The sequence below is a fragment of the Streptomyces sp. NPDC048424 genome, assembly GCF_040651555.1.
Taxonomy (GTDB): Bacteria; Actinomycetota; Actinomycetes; order Streptomycetales; family Streptomycetaceae; genus Streptomyces.
The window spans coordinates 20206-43443 of record NZ_JBEZKE010000008.1; the positions used below are offsets into that span (position 1 = coordinate 20206).

Here is a 23238-nt window from a genome sequence, read left to right on the forward strand (position 1 = left end):
CGCTCTTCATGCTAGACCGCTACGCGGGGCGGGGGCCTGACGGCCGCCCCGGTTCACCTCCGGCCGCGGGGCCCAGGGCAACGGCCAGGAGCGTCTCGGCGGCTCGCCGGGCGTCCGAGAACGCCTGGTTGTCATTGCAGGAGGCCGCCAGCGCATTCGCTCCTTCGAAGATCACGGCGAGTTGCTGGCCGAGGGCCTCCGGGTCGGCCGCTCCGGCCTCCGCGGCCGTGGCCACGACGCGGTCACGGAAGGCCTGCTTGTGCCGCTGCGCGAGGCGGGCCACCTCCGGGAGCTCCCCGGCGCCTTCGATGACGGCGTTGTGGAAGGGGCATCCGCGGATGAGCGTCGACGAGTCACCCTCGAGTGCGGTGAAGACGGCCAGGAGTCGCTGAGCCGGGGTCAGGTCGCTGCGCTCCAGCTCCGTTTCGGCAGCGATCGGCCGCTCCGACTCGAATCGACGGAGGTACTGCTCCACCAGCGCGTTCTTGGTCGGGAAGTGCGCGTAGAAGGTCCGGGGCGAGACGTGCGCGGCCGCCATGAGCGCCGCCACACCGGTGGCGTGGATGCCGCGCGTGTAGAAGAGCTCCTCCGCAGCCCGCAGGATCCGCTCACGCGCGCCACGCCCGCCGCGGGCCGCCCCTGCGGTTGATGTCGATGCCCCCATACCAGAAGTATAGCGAACGCTATACATCCACCCGGGAGGGAGTAGCCTGGATCCATCAAGTAAAGCGATCGATATACCTCGGGACATGCGGGAGGAACCATGTCCACCACCGCTGACATCGGCTATGACGTGTTCGTGGCGGACCCGCTGCCGATGAACGGTCCCGGGCCGCTGCCCAACGGAGCGCCCCGCGCCTTCCAGCCCCTCGCGGTCACCCTGATCCAGGGCCGCCGGGAGGCCGTGCTCGTCGACCCGCCGCTGACCCGCGAGCAGGCGGAGCAGGTCGGAGAGTGGGTCGAGGCGAGCGGGAAGCGGCTGACGCACATCGTCGCCACCCACGGGCACGGTGACCACTGGTTCACCGCCGGGGTGCTCGCCGAGCGCTTCGGGGCCCAGGTCGTCACGTCCCCCGGCGCCGTCGCCCAGATGCACCACAACGTGCACGCCCGGGAGGTGCTGTGGGACGTGCTGTGGCCGGGCCGCATCCCCCCGTCCCCGGTCACGGCCGTCACGGTGCCCGGCAACCGCCTCACCCTCGAAGGACACGACCTCGACATCGTCGAAGTGGGCCACGCGGACAGCGACGACAGCGCGGTACTGCACGTGCCCGACCTCGATCTGGTGGTGGCCGGCGACGTGATCTACAACGGCGTGCACATGTACCTCGCCGAGTCGGCCGACGGCGACCTCGGCCCCTGGCGCAAGGCCGTCGACACCGTCGCCGCGCTCGAAGCGCGCCACATCGTGGCGAGCCACCAGAACAAGAACCTCGACGACGACGCGGTACGGCTCCTCGCCGAGACCCGCCGGTACCTCGACGACGCCGAAGCCGCCCTGGCCACGTACGACAGCCCGGCCGAGTTCTTCGACGCGATGCTGAAGCGCTACCCGGAACACCTCGGCCCGACCGTGCTCTGGGTCGGCGCACGTGCGCTCTACCTCGCGCGTGAGGGCGGCGACCCTGCGCAGATCCTCGTCGCGGCCTGGCGAACGTAGACGCGGCCCCGAGTCAGCTGCGGACGCGGCTGACCCGACCCTCGTCCCACACCGGTTCGTCCGTCTCCACCACCCGGCCGTCCTCCCGGAAGACCAGGAACCGGCTGAACACCCGGGCGAACCAGCGGTCATGGGTGACCGCCACCACCGTCCCGGTGAAGCCGGCCAGGGCCTCCTCCAAGGCCTCGGCGGAGATCAGGTCGAGGTTGTCGGTCGGTTCGTCCAGCAACAGCAGGGTCGCTCCGGCCAGTTCCAGCAGCAGGACCTGGAAGCGGGCCTGTTGACCGCCCGACAGGGTCTCGAAGCTCTGGCGGCCGGCGCCCGCCAGGCCGTAGCGGCTCAGGGCCGACATGGCGCTCTGGAGGTCCAGCCCGGGGCGGTCGCCCTCGCCGGCGCCGAGGATGTCGGCCGGGGTCCGGCCGGCCCACTCCGGGTGCCGGTGCGTCTGGGCGAACAGCCCGGGCCGGACGCGTGCGCCCAGCCGGCACTCACCGGTGTGCGCCACGGTCCCGGCCGTGTCCGCGTCCGCGCCCGTGTCCGTGTCCGTGGACATCTCGTCCAGCAGGCGCAGGAAGTGACTCTTGCCCGATCCGTTCGAACCGAGCACGCACACCCGGTCGCCGAAGAACACCTCCAGGTCGAACGGCCGCATCAGCCCGCTGAGTTCGAGGTTCCGGCAGGTGATCGCGCGGACGCCGGTCCGGCCGCCGCGCAAGTCCGGTGCGACCCGCTGCCGGCGCGGCGGCGCGGGCGGCGGCCCGGCCGCCTCGAACTTCGCCAGTCGCGTCTGGGCCGCGTGGTACCGCGAAGCCATCTCGTCACTGATGGAGGACTGCTGACGCAGGGTCCGGACGAGCTCCTTGAGCTGCTCGTGCTTCTCGCTCCAGCGCTGCCGCAGCTCCGCCGCCCGCTGCCAGCGCGCCTCACGGGCCTCACCCCAGGTGGCGAATCCGCCGCCGTGGGTCCAGGCCGTTCCGCCCTCCAGTGTCACGACCTGGCCGGCGGTGCGGCTCAGCACCTCACGGTCGTGGGTGATCAGCAGAACGCCCTGCCGGGTCTGGGCGAGCTGCTCCTCCAGCCAACGCTTTCCCGGAACGTCCAGATAGTTGTCCGGTTCGTCCAGCAACAGCAGTTCGGCCGGCCCCCGGAGCAGGGCCTCCAGGACGAGCCTCTTCTGCTCGCCGCCGGACAGCGTCGCCACCTCCCGGAACTGCGCGGCCTGGAACGGGACGCCGAGCGCGGCGACCGTCACCGTGTCCCACAGCACCTCGTGGTCGTACCCGCCGGCCTCGCCCCAGTCCACCAGCGCCTGGGCGTAGCGGACTTGGGTGGGCTCGTCGTCGGCCTCCATCATCGCGAGCTCCGCCGCGTCGAGGGCGGCGGCCGCCGTCCGCAGTGGCGGCGGCGCGACGGTGAGCAGGAGGTCCCGGACGGTGCGGTCGTCGCGCAGGCTGCCGATGAACTGCGGCATGACCGCGACGGCGCCCTGACTGCGGAACGATCCCCGCTGCACCGGGATTTCGCCCGTGAGGGTGCGCAGGAGCGTGGTCTTTCCCGCGCCGTTGTCGCCGATGAGCGCGACCGTCTGGCCGGTCGACACCCGGAATGAGACATCGCTGAACAGCTCGCGACCATCGGGGAGGACGTGACCGAGGGAGGCGGCTTCGAGGTAGCCCATGGGAGCAAACCCTAGCGGCCGGAAGCTCGGGTGGCGATTCAGTTCCGGCGGCCCACGTGATGCATTTCCGATCGTGTGACGACCCTTCAAATACCGTTCACCGGCGGATGATTATTCTACTGATCCGGCTATTCACCCGCCGGTTCCAATGCGGCGCCGACTTCTTGCATCATGCACCCGTTGTACGGAATGGTTGCTCTCGAAAGAGGCTTCGGGAAGGGACCGCTTGATCCCACCCGGGGTGCCCCCGTGCCTGCGTGTATGCGGATGCGTGCGCGGCGCCCGTCCTCTGTTTCCAGCGTGCCGTCCCTCCACGGAAATGCGAGAGTCAGCCAATGCCGCCCAATGCCGCCATGCCCTCCGCGGCCCCCGCCGCACGCTCTGGTCCCGCCACCGTCGCACTCGTCGGGGCGGAATTCGGATGGGGAAGTTCGGGAAAGCTCAGCGCGGTGCTTTCCGCGTTACGGGAGCGGTCCGCACCGCCCCTGCGATTCGCCGGAATGGCGTCAGGACTGGGTCGGCCTCTGCTCGCCGAGCACACGGTGGACGGCTGGTACGACCTGCCTGACGATCCCGGCCGGTTGGCCCCCGCGGTCCAGGAGTTCGTGCGGTCACAGGGGGTACGGGCCGCCGTGGTCGTCCTGGACGGCGCGGCCGCGAAGGCGCTGCTGGCCATCGGCGTACCCACGGTTTTCGTCGACAGCCTGCCCTTCCTCTGGTCCGAGGGCGACCGGGCCGCGCTGCCGCTGGACGCGACCGTGTACTGCGCCCAGAAGAGCGTCGAGCTGCCGCCCGAGTGCCTGGCCGTCCTGGCCGACGCCCGGGCGCTGCGCTGGGTCGAGGCGGTCATCGCCCAACCCCGCGCCCCGGAGCCGGAGCGTGGCTCCCGGAGCGGCGCCGGACGCCCGTACCGCAGGGCGCTGGTCAGCCTGGGCGGTCTACGGGCGCCGAGTCTCGTCGATCCGGAGCACTATCCGCGCCTGGTCGTCCCGGCCGCCCTCGAGGCCCTCGCCGCCTACGGGATCGAGGAGGTGCACATCGCCGGAAACCTGCCCGGCGACCTGGCGGGGCGCCTCGTCGACTCGTCCATCGCCCCGCCCCGCACGACCGCCGGCCCACTCGGACACTGCGCGTTCCTGGAACGGTTGGACGCCTGCGACGTCCTGCTCACCTCACCGGGTCTGACCACCCTGCTCGAGGCGGCCGGGCTGAACGTCCCCACCGTCTGCCTGCCGCCCCAGAACCTCAGCCAGATCTTCAACGGCCGCTTCCACAGCCAGGCGCTCGGGGCCCGGCTGCGGGTGCTCTGGCCCAAGGAGGTGCTCGTCGAGGACGAGGCGCTGGCACTCCGTTCGGAGGGCGAGGACCACGCTCTCGAGCGGATCTACGGCGCGATCGGGGCGGCAGCGCGCGGCGATGACCGGCAAGGCGTCAGCCACGCCCTGCGCGACGGCGTCCTCGACGCGCTGCGCCGGTCCGCCGACGTCGGCGAGTGGGGTGCGCTCACCACCGCGGTCGGCACCGGCGGCGCGGCCCAGGTGGCCGACGCGCTGCTCGAAGTCCTGGACGCGGCGGCTCCGCTCTCCTGACCCGTCCAGCCCGTCCGCCCCGCCCAACCCGCGTTCGGCCCGCCCGACCCGCGCGTTCCGGTCCGCCCGGTAACCATCCGCGCCGTCCCGGCCGCGCCGTTCCACCCGCGCCCCGTTCCACCCGTCCGTGAGTCGCCTGGAAGGTCTCCACCCCGTGCGTACACGCGATCGCTACCTCTTCATCAGGATCCTGGAAGCCTGCAACGCCGACTGCTTCATGTGCGAGTTCGCCCTCTCCCGCGACACGTTCCGTTTCTCCCTGGAGGACTTCGAAGACCTGGTGCCCAAAGCCAGGGACGCCGGGGTGGGTTACGTCCGGTTCACCGGCGGCGAGCCGCTGATGCACCCGGACGTGGTGGAGCTGGTGCGCTCGGGTGCGGCCGGCGGGATGAAGATGTCGCTCATCACCAACGGCTCGCTGCTGCCCCGGATGGCCGCCCCCTTGGCCGCGGCCGGCCTTGCCCAGGTGATCGTCAGCCTGGACGGCGCCTCGGGCGCCACCCACGACGTCTACCGGCGTTCTCCCGGCATGTTCGACAGTGGGCTGCAGGGCCTGCGCGACGCCGCCGCGCTCGGCGTCCTGCCCAGGGTCAACACCGTGGTCGGGCCGCACAACTACACCGAGGTGCCACGGCTGCAAGAGGTCCTCACACAGGCGGGGGTACGCCAGTGGGAGCTGTCCGCGCTCAAGCTCGACCGCACCATCACGTACCCCGACGCCGATCACGTCCGCGGCGTGTGCGATCCGATCTACGACGCCGACCCGGCAGCGCTGCTGGTCCCCATGGGCAAACGCTTCTACGGCGACACCCCGGAGGAACAGGAGCGGTACTTCTCCCGGTCCGTCACCCCGCGCGCCGCCGAACCCCTGTGCCACGTCGCCGACGACGTCATCTACGTCGACGGCAAGTACGGGCGGATGTTCGCGTGCAGCTGCATTCCGCACCGGGAGGGAGACGACGGGCAGCCCGGTGGCGCGCCGCTGCGGGAGCAGGGGGTGATCCGGCTGGACACCCCGGTGTTCCGGGCTCACGCCGACTACTTCCGCGAGCGCGGGCCCGAGGTGTGCAGCGGGTGCTCCACCACCGCCGCCGGATACAGCGACGACGTGGCCCGGCTCGGGGCGGTGGGAGCATGGCACTACTGACCTCGGCCGAGGACTCCTCGGCCTCGCCGGCCGGCAGCCATGGCGCGCACGGCCCGCGGGTGCTGCTGAGCGCCCGCGAGGACCAGCTCGACTCCACTCTCGCCCTGCGCCGGGTGGCCGCCCACCTCGGCGACCTCACCCGGACCGGCTGGGCCGAGCTCGAACCACCACCGGTCGCGGCGCTGGTCTGCGACGACGTGGCCGCAACCGAACGGCTTCTGGACCTGGGCGTGCCGGTGGTGCACCTGGAATCGGGCCATCCCGAACCGCCCGGCGCCGACGCGCCGCCGGAACGTGCGCTCGGACGGGTCCACCGGCCGGGTTGGCTGCCGCCGTCCGGCTCCCCGGCCCAAGGCGCACGGCCGACCGGGGTCCTCGCGCCGCAGCGCACCGGCAGGAGCCGGACGCGCTCGGGCACCCTGCTGCTCCTGTCCCTGTGGTCCGTACCCCAGGCCGAAACGGAGGTCTTCGCGTACGGGGCGCTGCGGGAGCTGGCCGCCGCCGCGCTGCACCGCACCGGGAGTTGCACCGTGGTCGCCGACACCGGGCTCCCGCTCCTGCGGTCCGCCCTGGCGGAGCATCCGGGCGTCCGGGTGCTCCGGGCCGCCGAAGCCGACCCGGACGCGCTCCACGCCGACGCCGCGGTGTTCCTGGCCTCGCCGGTGCTGGGGGCGCTCGCCCTCGCCCAGGCGCGGCGGGCGCCGCTGGCCCTGCTGCCACCGCTCGGGTCCGCACAGCGGGACCTGGCCGGTCGGCTCGCCGAGGTCCTGCCGCTGCCCTCGGCCGACGATCCCGCCGACCCGGCCCTGTGGGGGCTGTCCGCGGCCGCCGCGACGGGCCCGTGGCACCAGCTCGACCCGGCTCTGGACGACCTGCGCGGCGCACAGCGTGTCGCCCGTACCCTCCGCCAGCTCGCGCTCGCCCCGCTGTGAGCGCGCCGCCGGCCCGCCCGTTCACCCGTCGCGTCCATCGCGTCCCCCTCCTCGTCCGCCCACCTCGTCCGCCCTCCTCGTCAGCCCTCTGGTCCGGCCACACCGGTCGCGGCCACCCTGTCCACGTCCCGCGCGTCGTGCTGGAGCCGCCATGTCCGAAACCCTCCGTGAACCCGTCGCTGCCACCGGCCCCGAACTGATCCGCCCCCGTGTCCCGGAGAGCGACTGGGACGACTGGCGCTGGCACATGCGCCGGCGCATCACCAACGTCGAAAAGGCCAGGCAGTGGATCAACCTCAGTACCGACGAGGAGGAGGCCATCGCCGGGGTGGCGGGCAAGTACCGCTGGAGCGTCACCCCGTACTACGCGTCGCTGATGGACCCGGACGACCCCGGCTGCCCGGTCCGCCTGCAGGCGGTTCCGGCGCTCGGCGAGCTGACGGAGTTCCCCGGGGCCGAGGTCGACCCGGTCGGGGACACCTACTACCGCAAGACCAACCGGGTGGTGCACAAGTACCCGGACCGGGTGATCATGCTGATCACCGAGGCCTGCCCGGTCTACTGCCGCCACTGCACGCGCAAGTTCCACACGACCGATGTCGACGGCACCTACTTCCGTGACGACGAGGGCGGCTCCTTCGACGAGGACCTGCGCTACATCGCCGACCACCCCGAGATCCGGGACGTCCTGCTGACCGGCGGCGACCCGCTCTCGTACCAGGACGGCAAGTTGGAGGAGATCATCGCCGGTCTCCGGGCGATCCCCAGCGTGGAGATCATCCGGATCGGCAGCAGGTTCCCCGTGCTCCTGCCACAACGGATCACCGAAGACCTCTGCTCGATGCTCTCCCGCTACCACCCGGTCTGGCTGAACACCCATTTCAACCACCCGAAAGAGATCACTCCGGAGGCCGCGGCGGCCGTGGACCGCCTGCTGCGGCACGGAATCCCGGTCGGGAACCAGACGGTGCTGCTGCGCGGGATCAACGACGACGTCGCCACCATGCGCACCCTGATGACCGAGCTGCTGCGGATCCGGGTCCGGCCGTACTACCTCTACCACTGCGACAACGTCACCGGGGTCTCGCACTTCATGACGTCCGTGGAGAAGGGCTGGGAGATCATGGCCGGCCTGCAGGGCCACATCACCGGGTTCGGCGTCCCCCAGTACGTCCTGACCACCAAGATCGGCAAGATCCCGGTCGCGCAGCCCTCCTTCACCCCCACCCCCGACGGCCTGCTGCTCCGCAACTACCGAGGCCAGGAGATGGTCGTCGGCGGCGACGCGCAGCCGATCACGGAGTCCGAGACACGATGAGCACACTCGACAAGCGGCTCGGGCAGCGCTTCCTGCCCTACGGAGCGAACTACCTCGACTGGTCCGACATGTCGGAGCTCCGGAAGGTGATCGAGCACCAGGTCCTGTTCCGGTACCAGACCGAGACCGAGAGCATGGCCTCCCGCCTGGAGCGGACCGTGGCCGAACGCCTGGGTGCGGGGCACGCCCTGGCCGTGCACAACTGCACGGAGGCACTGAGGCTGGCGCTGATCTCCACCCGTCCGGCCATCGGCGACCTGGTGCACATCCCGGCGGTGACGTTCGTCGCGGTGGCCGGGGCCGTGCTGTCCTGCGGTCTGATCCCGGTACTGGTCGACGCCGACGACTCGCTCTCCATGGACCCCACGCTGCTGCCGCCGGACGCGCAGCGGGTGATCACGGCCCACATGGAGGGCACCGTGGCACCGCTGCCGGCGGACGTGCCCTACCTGGTCGAGGACTGCGCCCAGTCCCTCGGCGCGCGGTTCCCCGACGGCCGGTACGTCGGAACGGCCGGCTACGCCGGGACGTTCAGCTTCCACCACAACAAGGTGCTCACCTCGGGCGAGGGCGGGCTGGTCGTCACCAACGACGAGGACGCCTGGGCGACCATGCGCCGCTACCACGACCACGGCTCGGCACGGGTGCCGGGCCACTACCCGACCTGGAACCAGGACGCCCACTTCGGGGAGAACTTCGTCACCAGCGAGCAGGTCGCGGCCGTCCAGTGCCAGCAGTTCCGGCACCTCGACGAACTGCTCGACGGCCTGGAGCGGATGTACGCCATCGCCATGGCCGAGCTGCCCGACCGGCCCGACCTGGAAGTCCGGCCGCGGGCCGCCGGCGACGTGAAGGTCAGCCTGCGGTTCCGGTGCGAGAGCAAAGAGCTGCGGGACGCGTCGGTGGCCGCGCTCACTGCGGCCGGCATCGCCAACTGGACGCTCGGGAAATACCTGTTGCCCGACCATCCGGTGCTCACCGGCCGCCGTTCGCTCTACCGCGACGGCTTCCCGTGGAACCACGCCCCCGAGGGCCCGCTCGTTCTCAGCCACGACGGCTTCGCCCGGACCAGGGACCGGCTGGACCGCACCCTGTGCGTGCCGCTCTCCCCGGAGCTGCCGCAGGAGGAGCAGGCCCTCGCGGCCAAGGCCGTCCGCCAGGTGCTGGAGGCGGTGTGAGCGACGCCGAGGTGTTGTTGATGGTGGACGACCGGCCGTCGTCCTTCACCCGCTACGCGGCCCGGAAGTCGGCCGGCCGGCTGGTCCTGCTGCGGTTCGCCGCCACCCGGCAGGACCTGCCGGAGGACTACCTGCTCGAAACCGCGCACCTGCCCGCCTTCTGGGTGCGCGAGGGCGTCCCGGCGGCCGAGGAGGCCCGGCGCTACCGGGAGTGGGCTGCCGGACTGCCGGTACCGCCGACCCGGTTCTGCAACCCGTCGGAGCCCCGGCAGGCCGAGGCCCAGCGGTTCGCGGCGCTCGCCGGCCTGCCGCACCTGACCGAACGGCAGGTGGCCCTGGTCCGGGACAAGGCCGTCATGAAGGCGTGCTTCCGGGAACTGGGCCTGCGTACGGCGGAGTTCGCACGGGTGCGGTCCGCCGACGAGGTCGAGCGGTTCGCCGGCCGGCACGGCTGGCCGGTGGTGCTCAAACCGGTGGACTCGTTCGCCTGCGTGGACACCTACCGTCTCACCGGGCCCGGTGACCTCGCCGGGATCGATCTCACGGCACGGGACTGGATGGTGGAGGCCCACCTCGGAGGCACCGAGTGGGAGGTCTGCGCGATCATCCTCGGCGGCGAGGTCCTCGACGCGTGGCCCAGTGCCATGCCCTGCCGCCCGCTGGACATCGTCGACGGCGCGATGAACGCCAACATCAGCGTCGGCACCGGCGAGGGTCCGCCGGTGGACCTGCGGGAGCTCGTCCAGCGGATCGTCACCGGGATGGGCCTCGACCACGGCTATGCCCACATGGAGTTCTTCCTGATCGACGGCGAGGTGTACGCCGGCGAGATCGGCCTCCGGCTCGCGGGCTGCGAGATCCCCGCCAACCACGGCCACGCGTACGGCTTCGACGTGTTCGGCGCCACCCTCGATGTCTACCTCGGCCGGCGGCCGGAGCTGGACTACCGCGAACGCCGTTGTGCGGGCGATCTGTTGCTGCCGCTGCCCGGCTCCGGAACGATCCGGCGGATCACCTCCCGGGAGGAACTCCTGGAGATGCCCGGGGTCGTCGACGCCGTCCTCAAGGTCCGCGCCGGTGACCCGGTGACGGCCCGCCGGGCCTCGCACAACGCCTCGGGGTACGCCCACGTCGTGGGCGCCTCGGTCGGGGAGGTGGAGAGCCGCATGCGCGAGGTGCTCGCCCGGTTCAGCATCGAGGTGGTGGCGGCGCAGGAGGCCGACGCCGTCCCCATCTGATCCCTGGCGATTCCGCCCCGCCCCTGCCGACCCGCCCGCCCGCGCAGCGGACGGGCACCCGACTCGGCCGCCCCGTGCGGCCAATGGAACGGAGACCGACCACGTGACCAGCGGCCTGCCCCGTCGCTTCCTCGACCTGCTCACACGCCCCCAGGTGGCGGGGGCGGCCTGGTGGAGCGTCGTCTCCAGACTGCCGGTCTACCTGATGTCGCTGGCCCTCGTCCTGACCGTCCGCGAGCAGGGCGGCAGTTACGCCCAGGCGGGCCTCATCGCGGCGCTGTACACGCTCGGCATGGCCCTCGGCAGCCCGTTCATCGCCCGCCGCCTCGACCGCAGCGGCCGCTCGGCGGTGCTGGCCGCGACCGCCGTCGCCTACCCGGCGGCGCTCGCCGTCCTGGTGTGGGCGACCCGCCCGGGCGGCTGGGGGCAGCCGGTGGCGGCGGTGGTGGCGGGGGTGGTGCTGCCGCCCGCGAACGCCTGCATGCGCTCGCTCTGGGCGCGGCTTCCGCTCCGCAAGGAGGAACGCGAGACGGCCTACCTCTGGGAGGCGCTGCTCACCGAGGTCCTGGTGATCGGCGCGCCGCTGATGCTGGCGGCGCTGATGCTGGTCGGCTCGGCGGGTCTGGCGCTGACGGCGGTCGCGGTGGTGGGCGGCCTGGGCGCGCTCGGGCTCGCGTACACCCGGCTGCCGGCCGGTACGGAGGGCGCCCCGGCGGACGGTCCGAAGGTTCCGCGCCACCCGCTGGGCCCGCTGCGGGATCCGGCCCTGCTGGCGCTGACCGGCATCATGGCCGTCTCCGCGGTGCCCATCGGTCTGCTGACCCTGGCGATCCCGGCGTTCGTCGACCACCACGGTGCGCCCGGCGGCGCGGGCGTGGTGTACGCCTGCTGGGGTGTCGGCAGCGCGCTGGGGGCCGTCTGGCTCGGCCGGTCCCAGTCCGAGGTGGCTCCCCAGGCGCGCTTGCCGCGCCTGCTGCTGGCCTACGCCCTCGGGACGGGGCTGACGCTGCTCGCCGGGTCCCAGGCGGGCCTGGCGGTGGCGCTCGCGGTGGGCAGCGTACCGATCGCGCTGGTCTCCGCCACCGAGATGACCTTGGTGAGCGGCATCGCCGACAAGCGGTCCATGGCGGAGGCGTTCACCTGGGCGTCGCTGGCGACCGTCCTGGGCGACGCCGTGGGTCAGCAGGCCGGCGGGCTGCTGATGGACCCGTTCGGGCCGCGGGTGGTGTTCACGGTGGCGACCGGGACCGCCCTGGCCGCGGCCGGACTGGCCTTCGCCTGTCGGGGGTTGCTGACCCGGCAGGCGGCGCCGGAGCCGGAGCGTGCGGTGTGAAGGCCCGGCCCCGCCCGCGAGGTCCCCCGGTGACCCGTTCACCCGACCCCGGCCCGCAGCCGTTCCCCTTTCCCTCCCGCCCCGGCGCGGACAACACGAGGTGGTCCACCATGAACACCGCCGTCACCGACCAGCGACCCAGCCGTCCGTCCGGGCCGGCCCCCCTGTTCCGTCCGGTCACCCGGCAGGAGTTCGCCCGGGCCGTCCGGGAGTTCCTGGACTCCCCCGAGCTCCTGCCGGTGCCGGTCCCGACCGAGGACCGCGCCGATCTTGCGGAGAGCGTCGAGCTCGCCGGCCGGCTGTACGGCGGCCTGCGGCGGCCGCACCCACTGGACGTCGGGATCGTTCTCGGCGAGGCACAACTGCCCGAGGGCCTCGCACAGTTGGCACGCACGCTCGCCCGGACGTGGGTGGCCGAGGAGGAGCTGGCCGACGAGGCGGCGTTCCGGGCCCGGCACAGCGGCTCGCTGCTGGTCGTCGGCTGCTACGACCGGCTCACCCTCGCCCCGGTACGGGCCCTGCTGATGGCGACCTACCGCGGCCCGCGGCACGCTCTGACGCTGCTGAGCGGCCGGGACGATGCCTCGCTCGTCTGGAACGTGGCCAAGCAGTACGCGGAACCGGCCCTCGACGTCGACGCGCTCGGCCTCTTCACGGACACCGACCGGCCTCCCCGGCTGCCCGGCGTCCAGGTCTTCGACGACCGCGACTTCGAGCGTTCGGACATCCAGGCGGAGATCCTGGGCACCCGGTGGCGGCGGGTGGCCTTCCAGGGACACGGCAAGGACGACAGCGTCAACCTCGGCGAGTTCACCATCTGCGGCCTCAACGGCTCGGCCCCGGCCGTGCCCGGGCTGCTCGGCCCGCGCTGCGCGTACGGCCTGCCCTGCTACAAGCCGGAGGACAAGCTGGTCCCCCTCAACCGGGTGGAGGCCGTGGAACTGGTGCTCAGCGCGTGCAACAGCGGCCCGCTCGCCGACCTCGCGCTGTACGACCCGAAGTACCAGCTGCTGCTGAACGCCCTCGACGGTCCCGCCCGCACCGTGGTCTCGGCCGTGTCGGTGCACGACTCCGACCGGCCGGAGAACGTCGCCTGGATGCACGGCGCCCTCATCGGCGCGGACTCGGTCGACACCCTCAACGCCAGTCTGGCGGGCTCGCACCCCTACCCGGCGTTCATGCGCTTCGGACTGCCCGGGGCACCGGAGGACACCCCGGCGCCCCCTGCTCCGGCGGACCACCGCCCCGACCCGCTCCTGCTCACCGTGGGCGGCCGGCTCACCGCCTACCTCGCCTCGGACCTGCTGCCGCACAACCACGCGCTGCGGCCCCGGCTGACAAAACTGGCCCGCAAGGTCGACCTCTGGGTGGCCAGGCCCACCCACCTCGCCGACCAGTCACCCGAGCAGATCGACGCCTCGCTCACCGCGGACCTGCAGTCCCTCGACCATGCGATCACCGAGCAGGTCGCGGCCGATCCCGAGACCGAGCTGATGAACTACCCGGCGCACTTCGGCGACCGCAGCAGCCTGGACCCGGAGGTCCGGGAGGTCACCTGCCACTGCGGCCGCCCCGCACAGGAGTTCACCCGGCGGGGCCTGCTCCCGCACGTCCTGGACACCACGTGCGCCGTCTGCATGCGGTGCGGAGACGTGACCTTCCGGATCCCGGACGCCCCCACGCTGCTCGCGCACGCCGCGGACGAGGTCGGGCAGGGCGGGGTACTGGAGGTCCGGGCCACGGTCACCGCGGCCCGGACCGGGCCGGTCCGGCTGGGCCTCTTCGTCCCGGGCTACCTGCGCGAGGACACCACCGTGGAGCCGGCCACCACCAGGCTCCGGCTCACCGGTGGGCGGGCCGAGGACGTTGCGTTCCGTGTGCGGTTCGCCCCCGAAACCGCCCCGCAGGCCTACTACTTCACGGTGTTCGCCGTACAGGACCTCGCCGTCTCCACGGCCCGGCGCCACTTCGGGGTCCTTCCCCGAACCACCTGATCCGACCCCCAGCGCCCGAACCGCCCACACCACAGCAGGGAGAAGAGCATGGAGATCGAACTGATCGAGCAGAACGGCGAGGTGACCCTCAGCATCGGCGGCGAGCAGGCCATGCAGGCCTGGGAGCGGGACCTGATGTGGGCCAGCGCCGACATGCTGTGCGAGTACGGCAAGGACTTCTACGAGGTCGGGCTGGGACTCGGCCTGTCCGCCCTGCGCATCGCCGGCAACCCGGCGACCCGCAGCCACACGGTGCTGGAACTCTTCGACGAGGTCGAGGACCTGTTCCGTACCCGGCACCCGCACGTACCCGACAACCTCACGGTCGAGCGCGGCGACTTCTTCGAGCGGATCTTCGAACTGCCGTCGGAGAGCATCGACGGGATGTTCTTCGACCCGGCCCTCGACATGGAGGTCTGGACGGACGCCGACCTGTGGGCCAGGACCATGCCGGAGGTCGTCCGGGTGCTGCGCCCCGGCGGCGTCTTCATCCCGTTCTTCAGCACCAAGCCCGAACTGCGCTGGCAGTACCTCCCGCACTTCCGCCGGATCCGGGTCGAGCGGCACCCCTTCGTCGCGTACGACACCACCGAGTACACCCACGGCGGCACCGCCGGCGACGCCTTCATCCAGTGCTTCCTCAAGGACTGACCCAGCCCGCACCCGACACCGCACACCAGCGACACTCCGGAGGTACCCCCATGACCATCACGCAGCCCCGTGACTCCCGTGACACCCATGACTCCCGCCCCGACCTGGGCATCCGCTCGGTCTTCCTCGCCGGCCCGTTCATCCAGCTCCTGGACCCCGAGACCGGAGAGATGCCGGCCGACGCCCGGGCCCCGTTCGACGTCCTGATCAAGCACTTCGAGGCGCAGGGGCTCGCCGTGCACAACGCCCACCGCCGCGAGGCGTGGGGCGCGGAACTGATGCGGCCGGAGCAGTGCACCAAGCTCGACCAGGACGAGATCCGCAAGGCGGACGTCTTCGTGGCGCTGCCGGGCCACCCGGCTTCCCCGGGCACCCACATCGAGATCGGGTGGGCCAGCGCCTTCGACAAGCCGATCGTCCTGCTGCTGGAACGCGACAGGGAGTACACCTTCCTGGTCCAGGGCCTGCACACGGTCGCGTCCGTGGAGTACGTGGTCCACACGGACATCGCCACCTGTCTGCCCGCCGTCGACCGGGCGGTGGACCTGGCGGTCATGCGGCAGCGGGAGGGCAACGGCGGCCGCTGACCGGCCAGTCCCGCCCTTTCGGCATGCTCGGGGTACGGGCGGGGGATGATGGCCGCATCAATCCGAAAGGGAGTGAACTCTTGCCGGATCCCATCACGTTGGCGGCCCTCGGCGCACTCGCGCTCAGCGAGGGGGTCAAGTTCCTCTATGGCCAGGCCGGAGAGGTGCTGAGACAGCGCAGGGAACGCAGGGCGGAAGCCGTCGAGCTCCCCGGGGAGCTGTTCGAGCGCCCGCCGGCGGCGCTCCGCGTCGACCTGGAACGCGCCGAGGAGCTGGAGCCGGAGCTGCGGCAGCTGCGGCAGTCGCTCAGCGAGTACGGCCAGGGCGTGGACGAGATCGACCCGAGCGACACCCCGACCGTGGAGCTGGTCGACGCCCTGAGGCGGACACTGGAATCGATCTACGGGCAGCCGATCGTCTTCAAGGGTGAGCCGACGCCGGGGACGGCCATCGACCTCACCGGCGAGGCCTCGGTCAAGGTGGTGCGCGGCTACGTGGCCGCGGTCCGGGCCCGGGCCGTGCGTTCGGGGACGGTCAAGGGCACCGTCCGCGCCGACTCGGTCGAGCAGGGTGGGCAGGCCATCGGACTCGACGTCGGTGAGATCGGCTGACACCTGAGCCTCGTCGCGTCCCGTTCCGAGATCAAGACGAGGCTCGGGTGCCGGGGAATGCGGCGAGGAGCAGGTCCTCGACCGCCGGATCGCGGCTGAGGACGGCCAGCAGGCTGAGCAGGTCCGGGTGGTCGAAGTTGGCGAGGGTCCGTGACCGCAGGAGGGCGTCGAACTCGTCCTTGGCTTCGCGGTCGCCGACCAGCGCCTTCACCACGAGGATCTCCGCGACGGAGGCCAGCGCGGCGCCGCGGACCTGCGTCGCCGAAGGCAGGAGCCCGCGCAGCTCGGCGTACCAACCCGCCCGGGCGGCCGTCTCGGCGATGTACTTGAAGGTGTTCGCCTGCCAGTGCGCATCGGTCATCCCCGATGCGCACTGCTCGGCTTCGGCGAACGAGGCCTTCGCCCGTTCGGTGTCGCCGGCGTGGTGATGGGCCTCTGCCATCTGGGCCGCCAGCAGGGACTTTCGGTACAGGGCGGCATCCCCCTCCTGCAGGAATTCGCTGTCGCGGGCGTAGTACCCGCGGAAGGCATCCCAGCCGGCCGCCGCCCGTTGCGCCTGACCGGCCCAGGCGTCCATGATCTGCAAGGAGGTCCGGGCCAGCTCGGGCTCACCCAGGTCGACGGCGGACACGGCCACGTAGGCGGCCTCGGCTTCGCTGCCGTGGCTCTGGGTGGGATCGAGGTAGCTCCGCGGGCCGTGCTCCACCTCTTCCAAGAGGGCTTCGACGATCGTGTCGAGCCCGGGGCGAGCGGCCGCGCCGACGCGGGAGGCGCCCTCGCTGTCGCCCTTCGCTCGCAGGTGGCACACCGTCAGTGCCTGCGCGTGCAGCTCTGAGTGGTACGGGGTGGCCGACTCGCCCTGTGCGCCACCCAACAGCTCGAACTCCTCGAGCTCTCCGCCCAGGATCAGGTCGCGACGGACATCGGGCCGCAGGCGTAGCAGCATCGAGCCCACGTGCGTCGTCGGAGTGCGGAGCACGGCGATCGCTTCGTCCTGCCGCCGGGCGCGCAGGAGATTCTTGACGATGCGGTCCCTGGTCCGTGGCAGGCGGCGCTCCTGGGGCTCCGCCGTGAACATCTCGCGGGCCCGCCCGGCCAGGAATGCCGCCCGCTCGCGGTCGCCGCGCCGGTGTGACGCCCACGCCAGGCACGACATGGCCACGGAGTCCATGGACGTGCGGTGGGAGCGCGACAGGGAACGGGCGACGGCACCCGTCAGCCTCTCGTGATCGCCGTCGACGAGGACGAGCATCGCCTGGGTGCGAAGGTCGCGCGGCACCGCCGCGGCGGCCTGCCGTGCCGACTCGAGGATCTCGTCCGCTCGGCCCGCGTCCGTCTCCGCCTGCCTGACGTACGACAAGGCGCGGACGACTTCGGCGGGGTCCGCCTCGATGATCCGATCGGCTTGGGCCCTGGCCTCGATCAACCGTCCGAACGAGCACAGCGTCCGGATCAGCGCGAGCCTGAAACCGACGTCGCAGGGACCGTGGAACGGATCGACGTGTCCCCGGTACATCTCCCAGACGAAGTCGTCTTCGAAGCCTTCGTCGGACCGTTCGATGGCCAGATCGAGGAACTGGTGCGCGCGTGGGTCCCCCTTGCCGAACAGGAACCTCGCGTAGTACAGGGTCGCCCACGGGTCATTGCCGTCAGCCAGTAGCCGTTCGCCCAACTCCCGCACGGACGCGGCCTCGTCGTCGCCGCTCACCGCCGCCTCGACGATCCGGGCGAGGAGGACTCCGGCCGGATCAAGTGTGTAGCGGTACTTGTGCACCGGGTCGGTCAACTCGGCGTGGGCGGCGGCGAAACGGCCCCGCGCGGCCTCTGTCACCAAGACGGAGTTGGGCACCTCCGGCACGGAGAGATAGGACTTGTGCCGGTTCCCTTCCCGCTCGTGGCGCTCGTACGAATCCATCACGTAGTCGCAGAGTACGTGCAGGTCGTCGAGCCCTTCTCCGGCCAGGGCCAGCTGTGAGACGACCTCCATGGCGGCCCGGGCCCGGACGAGCGTCTCCTGAACGTGGAGAACGGGGAAGACGCACAAGTCGGGGCTGTCGCTCTCGCTCAGGAAGAACGCCAGGTAGCCGAGCAGTTCATCGTCGGCGATGTCGAGGATCGCCCTCCATCCTTCGGCTTCCATCTCCGGCATCAGCGGGGCGAGGAGCGCCGCCACGGAGGAGGACCAGCTCGGGTCGATGACACCGAATCCGGAGCGCTGTACGAGATCCACCACCTGCGGCAGGTCGGCGGGAGCCCGGGAACCGACCGCGGCCATGATCAGCAGGTGCCAGACCAGGGAGACGTTCTCGGGATAGGTGCGCGCCTTGGCGGCTCCGGCCTCGACTCCCCACGTGAGGGCGGCTTCCATGGGGGTGAGGGCGTCGGCCTCGATCTGGGCGCGGGCCGAGGAGAGCGCCAGGACGGTGACCCGTTCGTACTCGCCCACACGGAGAGAGGACTCCAGGGCGAGGGCGAGGGTGGCCAGGTGGGGCTCACGGCTGGGTGCCGCGGCTCGCTGGCCGGCGAGGAATTCTTCGGAGCAGGCGAGGCCGTAGAGCCTGTCGCGCAGGATCCGGGCACGCGAACGGGTCAGGTCCGGCTGTTCCAGGGCCGTCATCAGGTGGTGCGGGAGATGTCCCAGGTAGTACGGGTCGTCGCAGCCGGCCCAGGCGCCTTCCCACTGGTCGAAGGCGTAGGCGGCGATGCGTTCGTGTCCTTCCGCGATGTCGAGGCGCGGGTCGGGACCCTTCAGGAGGAAGTCGGCGAACGAACGGTGGAAGAGCGTCCAAGGACCGCGCGGTGCCCCTACCAGGTACTGGCCGAGGTCCTGGACGGCGTCCTGAGTGGTCCGTGCGGTCTCGTCGAGGATCTCGGCGAGCTGCGCGGTGGTGAAGCCGTCCTCTTGGGCCGCGACGAGAACGGAGAGGAGCGGCCGGAACTGGGCGCGCCAGCGTTCCTCCGCAACGGTGTTGCCGATCGGCCGGAGCTCGCGGCGCAGGAACTGCTCGTAGACGCCCTCGAGATCGGCGGGCAGGGCGGGCGCACGCTCGAGTGCGCCGGCGTCGCGTACGCCGGTGATCAGCTCCTGGGTGAGGTGGTAGACGTACAGGTAGTTCCCCGCGCCGCCGGACGCCAGCCGCCGTGCCAGAGCCTCGCGTTCGGTGCGGTCCCCGACGGCGGCCGACAGCCGGTGGAGGGCGTACTCCTCCAGGTCGGCGTCGGGATCGGGTGCGTCGGCGACCAGGTCGAGCGAGACCGCGTCCGCCCGGGCCTCGATCGCCCGGACGATGCGTTTGTCGTGCCGGGAAGTGACCACGAAGCGCAGTGGCACCCCGTCCACCGCGTCGAGGACGAGCTCGGCGATGGTCCGGTGCGTCCGGTAGGTGAGCGCTTCGTCGAGGGCGTCGATCACCACGATGGGCCAGGGATCCGGCGCGAGCCGTTCGAGGGGCCTGCGCACCAGCCGGTCGAACGCCTCGTCGGCGGAGACGCTGGAGATCGCCACCTTCACGCCGATGACCGTTCCCCCGGGGAGCACCGTCTCGGCCAAGGCCGACCCTTCGATGTGCACCTCTCCCTGACGCCCCGACAGCTCGGTGCTGACCCGCATGAGCGCGTCGGCGAACCCCGGGAGGGAGGCGCTGAACTGCTCGGCGAGCGACTCGGCGAACCGCACCGGGTCGCAGGTCCGCCGGTCGTTGGCGCGGCACCGGTGCACTGCGGCGCAGCCGCCGCTGTTGCCCCACAAGTGGTCGACCGCAGCGGACTTGCCGGTTCCCGGCCCACCGGTGAGGAGCAAGTGCCGTGCTCGTGAGTCCGTCCACTCTCCGACGGCGTCCACGAGCCAGGCGCGTCCGATGTAGGCGTTCCCGCCGGAATCCGATCCGGCGTCGCTCTCTCGGCCTTCGCTTGTCACCATCCCAGCATAGGTCCCGCATCAAGGCCGGTGCCGGTGTTGGGACTTGTTCGCGATGCCGGAGGGGTGAGCGCACGAGCGACCCTGACCGCGTCCGCCGTTGCCCGTACGTCGTGGACGCGTACGGCCCATGCGCCCTGGTGTGCGGCGATGGCCGACAGCGCGGCCGTTGCCGCGTCCCGGTGATGGGCCGCAGGCGGCGTCCCGTCCGCGTCCGCCAGGACGTGCCCGAGGAACCGCTTGCGGGAACCGGCGACCAGTACGGGTCGGCCCAGGGCCCGCAGGTCGGCCATCGCGGCCACCAGGCCGAGGTCGTGCCGTGCCTCCTTGGCGAAGCCGAGTCCCGGGTCGACCACGAGCCGCTCGGGGGCGATGCCCGCCGCGACCGCGGCGTCGATGCGGTCACGGAGCTCTGAGACGACCTCGGCCACCACGTCCCCGTAGACGGCACGGCTGTTCATGTCGTGGCTGAATCCGCGCCAGTGCATCAGGACGAAGGGGACGCCGCAGGCTGCCACGGCCGGAATCATGGCGGGGTCGGCCAGGCCCCCGCTGACGTCGTTGACCAGGACCGCGCCCGCCTCGACCGCCCGCCGGGCGACGACGGCGCGCATGGTGTCGACGGACACCAGGACACCCTCGGCCGCCAGCCCCCGCACGACGGGTATGACCCGGCGCAATTCCTCGTGCTCGTCGACGCGGGACGCGCCGGGGCGGGTCGATTCGCCGCCGACGTCGACCAGGTCGGCGCCGTCGGCCACCAGACTCAGGCCGCGCTTGACGGCAGCGGCCGTGTCGAACCAGTGGCCCCCGTCGGAGAACGAGTCCGGGGTCACGTTGACGACGCCCATGACCGCGCAGCGGTCCCAGTCGGGCAGACCCTCGACGGAGCTCATGAGGGGGCTCTCCTTCGCGAGATGTGTCCAGGAACGTCCCGGCTGCGGGATGCGGATGCGGACGCGAAGGAACGACACCCCTCTTGCGACGCGTCCCGCCCGGCGGACGGGGGCGAACCAGCTGCTCAGGCCACCCCGGGTCGGAACATCCGATCACGGATGTTCCGACCCGGATGCGGATCAGACGGCCGTGGTGCCGCTCTCCGCGCGGACCTCGCGCGCCGCGGCGACGAGGTTCTGCAGAGAGGCGCGGGTCTCCGTCCAACCGCGGGTCTTCAGCCCGCAGTCGGGGTTGACCCAGAGCCGCTCCGCCGGGATGGCCTCCAGCCCCTTGCGCAGGAGGGCCGCCGCCTCGGTGGCCGAGGGGATGCGCGGGGAGTGGATGTCCCAGACACCGGGGCCGGCCTCGCGGGGGTAGCCGTGCTCGGCGAGCTCGGTCGCGACCTGCATGTGGGAGCGGGCGGCCTCCAGGCTGATGACGTCGGCGTCGAGGTCGTCGATGGCCTGGACGATGTCGCCGAACTCCGCGTAGCACATGTGGGTGTGGATCTGGGTCTCCGGCCGCACGCCCGAGGTCGTCAGCCGGAAGGACTCCGTGGCCCACGCCAGGTAGTCGGCGTGGCCGTCCGCGCGCAGGGGAAGCGTCTCGCGCAGGGCGGGCTCGTCCACCTGGATCACCGAAGTTCCGGCCGCTTCGAGGTCGTTGACCTCGTCGCGCAGGGCCAGTCCGACCTGGCGGGCGGTCTCGCCGAGCGGCTGGTCGTCGCGTACGAAGGACCAGGCGAGCATGGTGACCGGGCCGGTCAGCATGCCCTTGACCGGCTTGCTCGTCTGTGCCTGAGCGTACGTCGTCCAGCGACCGTCATCGGCTCCGGACGGGAGATGTCCCCGGCCAGGACCGGCGGGCGCACGTAGCGGGTGCCGTAGGACTGGACCCAGCCGTGCTGGGTCGCCAGGTACCCCGTCAGCTGCTCGGCGAAGTACTGGACCATGTCGTTGCGCTCGGGCTCACCGTGCACGAGGACGTCGATGCCCGTCTTCTCCTGGAACGCGAGCACCTCCCGGATCTCGTCCTTGATCCGCTCCTCGTAGCCGGCCGTGCCGATGCGCCCGGCCCGCAGGTCGGCGCGGGCCACGCGCAGCTCGTCGGTCTGCGGGAACGAGCCGATCGTGGTGGTGGGCAGCAGCGGCAGCCCCAGGTGGGCGCGCTGGGCGACCGCGCGGTCGGCGTACGGCTGGGGGCGGCGCCCGTCCGCGTCGGCGATCGCCGCGGTGCGGGCCCGCACCGCGGGATCGTGGGTGATCGGAGAAGTGGCGCGGGAGGCCAGGTCGGCGCGGTTCGCGGCGAGTTCGGCGGTGATCGCGTCGGTGCCCTGGGCGAGGCCGCGGGCGAGCGTGGTGATCTCGTTCGTCTTCTGGCGGGCGAAGGCGAGCCAGCGCCGGACCTGCGGGTCGATGTCGCGCTCGGCGCCCGCGTCCAGCGGCACGTGCAGGAGGGAGCAGGACGCGGAGACGTCGACCCGGTCGGCAAGCCCGAGGAGGGTCCCGAGCGTGGTCAGCGACTTCTGGTAGTCGTTGATCCAGATGTTGCGGCCGTTGACGACACCCGCGACGAGGCGCTTGCCCGGGAGCCCGCCGACCGCCGCGAGGTCGGCGAGGTTGGCGGCGGCGGCATCGGTGAAGTCGAGGGCAAGGCCCTCCACCGGGGCCTTCGCCAGCACCGGAAGTGCTTCACCGAGCCGGTCGAAGTACGAGGCGACGAGCAGCTTCGGGCGCTCCGTGAGGGCGCCGAGCTCCCGGTAGGCGCGGGCCGCGGCGTTCAGCTCGGCCGGAGTGCGGTCCTGGACCAGCGCCGGCTCGTCCAGCTGGACCCACTCGGCACCCGCCGCGCGGAGCTCGGCCAGCACCTGGGCGTAGACGGGCAGCAGCCGGTCCAGGAGGGTGATCGGCTCGAAGTCGGCAGCCACGCCCGGGGCGGGCTTGGCCAGGAGAAGGTAGGTGACCGGGCCCACGAGTACGGGCCGGGCCGCGTGCCCCGAGGCGAGGGCTTCGGTGAGTTCGGCGATCTGCTTGGTGGAGTCGGCGGTGAAGACGGTGTCGGGGCCGAGCTCGGGGACCAGGTAGTGGTAGTTCGTGTCGAACCACTTGGTCATCTCCAGCGGGGCCACGTCCTGCGTGCCGCGCGCCATCGCGAAGTAGCCGTCCAGGGCGTCGGCCTCGACGGCGGCCCGGTGGCGGGTGGGGATGGCACCGACCATGACCGTGGTGTCCAGGACGTGGTCGTAGTACGAGAAGTCTCCGGTCGGGACCTCGGTGATGCCGGCTTCGGCCAGCTGGGCCCGGTTGGCCCGGCGCAGCTCGTGGGCGGTCTCCCGGAGGGTGTCCGCGGTGACGCGCCCCTTCCAGTAGCCCTCGATCGCCTTCTTCAGTTCGCGGTTCTGACCCTGGCGGGGGTAGCCGTACACGGTGGCCTGTACTGCCGCGGCTGCGGACTCGGTGGTCACGGAACT

16 protein-coding genes and 1 pseudogene are annotated in these 23238 nt (G+C 71.9%); 12 read left to right on the forward strand and 5 right to left on the reverse strand.

Annotated features, from left to right (window positions below):
• Window positions 1-19 precede the first annotated feature (19 nt).
• Window positions 20-664: a helix-turn-helix domain-containing protein gene (locus tag AB0D29_RS13790; protein WP_362854076.1), complete on the reverse strand. Its 645-nt coding sequence runs from the start codon at window positions 662-664 to the stop codon at window positions 20-22.
• A 99-nt stretch (window positions 665-763) separates the two neighbouring features.
• Between AB0D29_RS13790 and AB0D29_RS13795 the strand changes: the two genes are divergently transcribed.
• Window positions 764-1660 (forward strand): MBL fold metallo-hydrolase, encoded by an 897-nt coding sequence (locus AB0D29_RS13795; RefSeq protein ID WP_362854077.1) that lies wholly within the window; start codon window positions 764-766, stop codon window positions 1658-1660.
• Window positions 1661-1673: 13 nt separating this feature from the next.
• Here AB0D29_RS13795 and AB0D29_RS13800 read toward each other — a convergent pair whose 3' ends face one another.
• Window positions 1674-3338: an ATP-binding cassette domain-containing protein gene (locus AB0D29_RS13800; RefSeq protein ID WP_362854078.1), complete on the reverse strand. Its 1665-nt coding sequence runs from the start codon at window positions 3336-3338 to the stop codon at window positions 1674-1676.
• 353 nt (window positions 3339-3691) lie between these two features.
• Between AB0D29_RS13800 and AB0D29_RS13805 the strand changes: the two genes are divergently transcribed.
• From AB0D29_RS13805 to AB0D29_RS13855, 11 genes are all read left to right on the forward strand, one after another.
• Window positions 3692-4927: a hydroxymethylcytosylglucuronate/cytosylglucuronate synthase gene (locus AB0D29_RS13805; RefSeq protein ID WP_362854400.1), complete on the forward strand. Its 1236-nt coding sequence runs from the start codon at window positions 3692-3694 to the stop codon at window positions 4925-4927.
• Between the two features lie 154 nt (window positions 4928-5081).
• Complete coding sequence (blsE, locus tag AB0D29_RS13810; RefSeq protein ID WP_362854080.1) at window positions 5082-6074, forward strand: cytosylglucuronate decarboxylase; 993 nt, start codon at window positions 5082-5084, stop codon at window positions 6072-6074.
• Complete coding sequence (blsF, locus tag AB0D29_RS13815) at window positions 6062-7006, forward strand: CGA synthase-related protein (protein WP_362854081.1); 945 nt, start codon at window positions 6062-6064, stop codon at window positions 7004-7006. The genes blsE and blsF overlap by 13 nt, the downstream gene beginning before the upstream one ends.
• A 151-nt stretch (window positions 7007-7157) precedes the next feature.
• Window positions 7158-8324, forward strand: a complete 1167-nt coding sequence (blsG, locus tag AB0D29_RS13820; RefSeq protein ID WP_362854082.1) for an arginine 2,3-aminomutase — start codon at window positions 7158-7160, stop codon at window positions 8322-8324.
• Window positions 8321-9502: a DegT/DnrJ/EryC1/StrS family aminotransferase gene (locus tag AB0D29_RS13825; protein WP_362854083.1), complete on the forward strand. Its 1182-nt coding sequence runs from the start codon at window positions 8321-8323 to the stop codon at window positions 9500-9502. The genes blsG and AB0D29_RS13825 overlap by 4 nt, the downstream gene beginning before the upstream one ends.
• Window positions 9499-10740, forward strand: coding sequence for an ATP-dependent carboxylate-amine ligase (locus AB0D29_RS13830; protein ID WP_362854084.1), 1242 nt, complete (start codon window positions 9499-9501; stop codon window positions 10738-10740). Before AB0D29_RS13825 ends, AB0D29_RS13830 begins: the two co-directional genes overlap by 4 nt.
• Before the next feature lie 103 nt (window positions 10741-10843).
• Entirely contained in the window at window positions 10844-12073 is a 1230-nt protein-coding gene (locus tag AB0D29_RS13835; RefSeq protein WP_362854085.1) for an MFS transporter, read from the forward strand.
• Between the two features lie 110 nt (window positions 12074-12183).
• Window positions 12184-14067: a hypothetical protein gene (locus tag AB0D29_RS13840; RefSeq protein WP_362854086.1), complete on the forward strand. Its 1884-nt coding sequence runs from the start codon at window positions 12184-12186 to the stop codon at window positions 14065-14067.
• 48 nt (window positions 14068-14115) lie between these two features.
• Window positions 14116-14718 (forward strand): class I SAM-dependent methyltransferase, encoded by a 603-nt coding sequence (locus tag AB0D29_RS13845; RefSeq protein WP_362854088.1) that lies wholly within the window; start codon window positions 14116-14118, stop codon window positions 14716-14718.
• Between the two features lie 50 nt (window positions 14719-14768).
• Window positions 14769-15305 (forward strand): nucleoside 2-deoxyribosyltransferase, encoded by a 537-nt coding sequence (locus AB0D29_RS13850; protein WP_362854090.1) that lies wholly within the window; start codon window positions 14769-14771, stop codon window positions 15303-15305.
• Between the two features lie 80 nt (window positions 15306-15385).
• Window positions 15386-15916 carry a hypothetical protein gene (locus tag AB0D29_RS13855; protein WP_362854091.1) on the forward strand — a complete coding sequence of 177 codons (531 nt, stop codon included), beginning with the start codon at window positions 15386-15388 and terminating at the stop codon, window positions 15914-15916.
• Between the two features lie 31 nt (window positions 15917-15947).
• On the opposite strand, the gene AB0D29_RS13860 is transcribed toward AB0D29_RS13855, so the two are convergent.
• The 3 genes and pseudogenes from AB0D29_RS13860 to metE form a co-directional block, all read right to left on the reverse strand.
• Window positions 15948-19832 (reverse strand): energy transducer TonB, encoded by a 3885-nt coding sequence (locus AB0D29_RS13860; protein ID WP_362854093.1) that lies wholly within the window; start codon window positions 19830-19832, stop codon window positions 15948-15950.
• Window positions 19829-20728 carry a dihydropteroate synthase gene (gene folP, locus AB0D29_RS13865; RefSeq protein ID WP_362854095.1) on the reverse strand — a complete coding sequence of 300 codons (900 nt, stop codon included), beginning with the start codon at window positions 20726-20728 and terminating at the stop codon, window positions 19829-19831. The genes AB0D29_RS13860 and folP overlap by 4 nt, the downstream gene beginning before the upstream one ends.
• 180 nt (window positions 20729-20908) lie before the next feature.
• A pseudogene (gene metE, locus AB0D29_RS13870) lies at window positions 20909-23232 on the reverse strand (5-methyltetrahydropteroyltriglutamate--homocysteine S-methyltransferase).
• Between the last annotated feature and the right edge of the window lie 6 nt (window positions 23233-23238).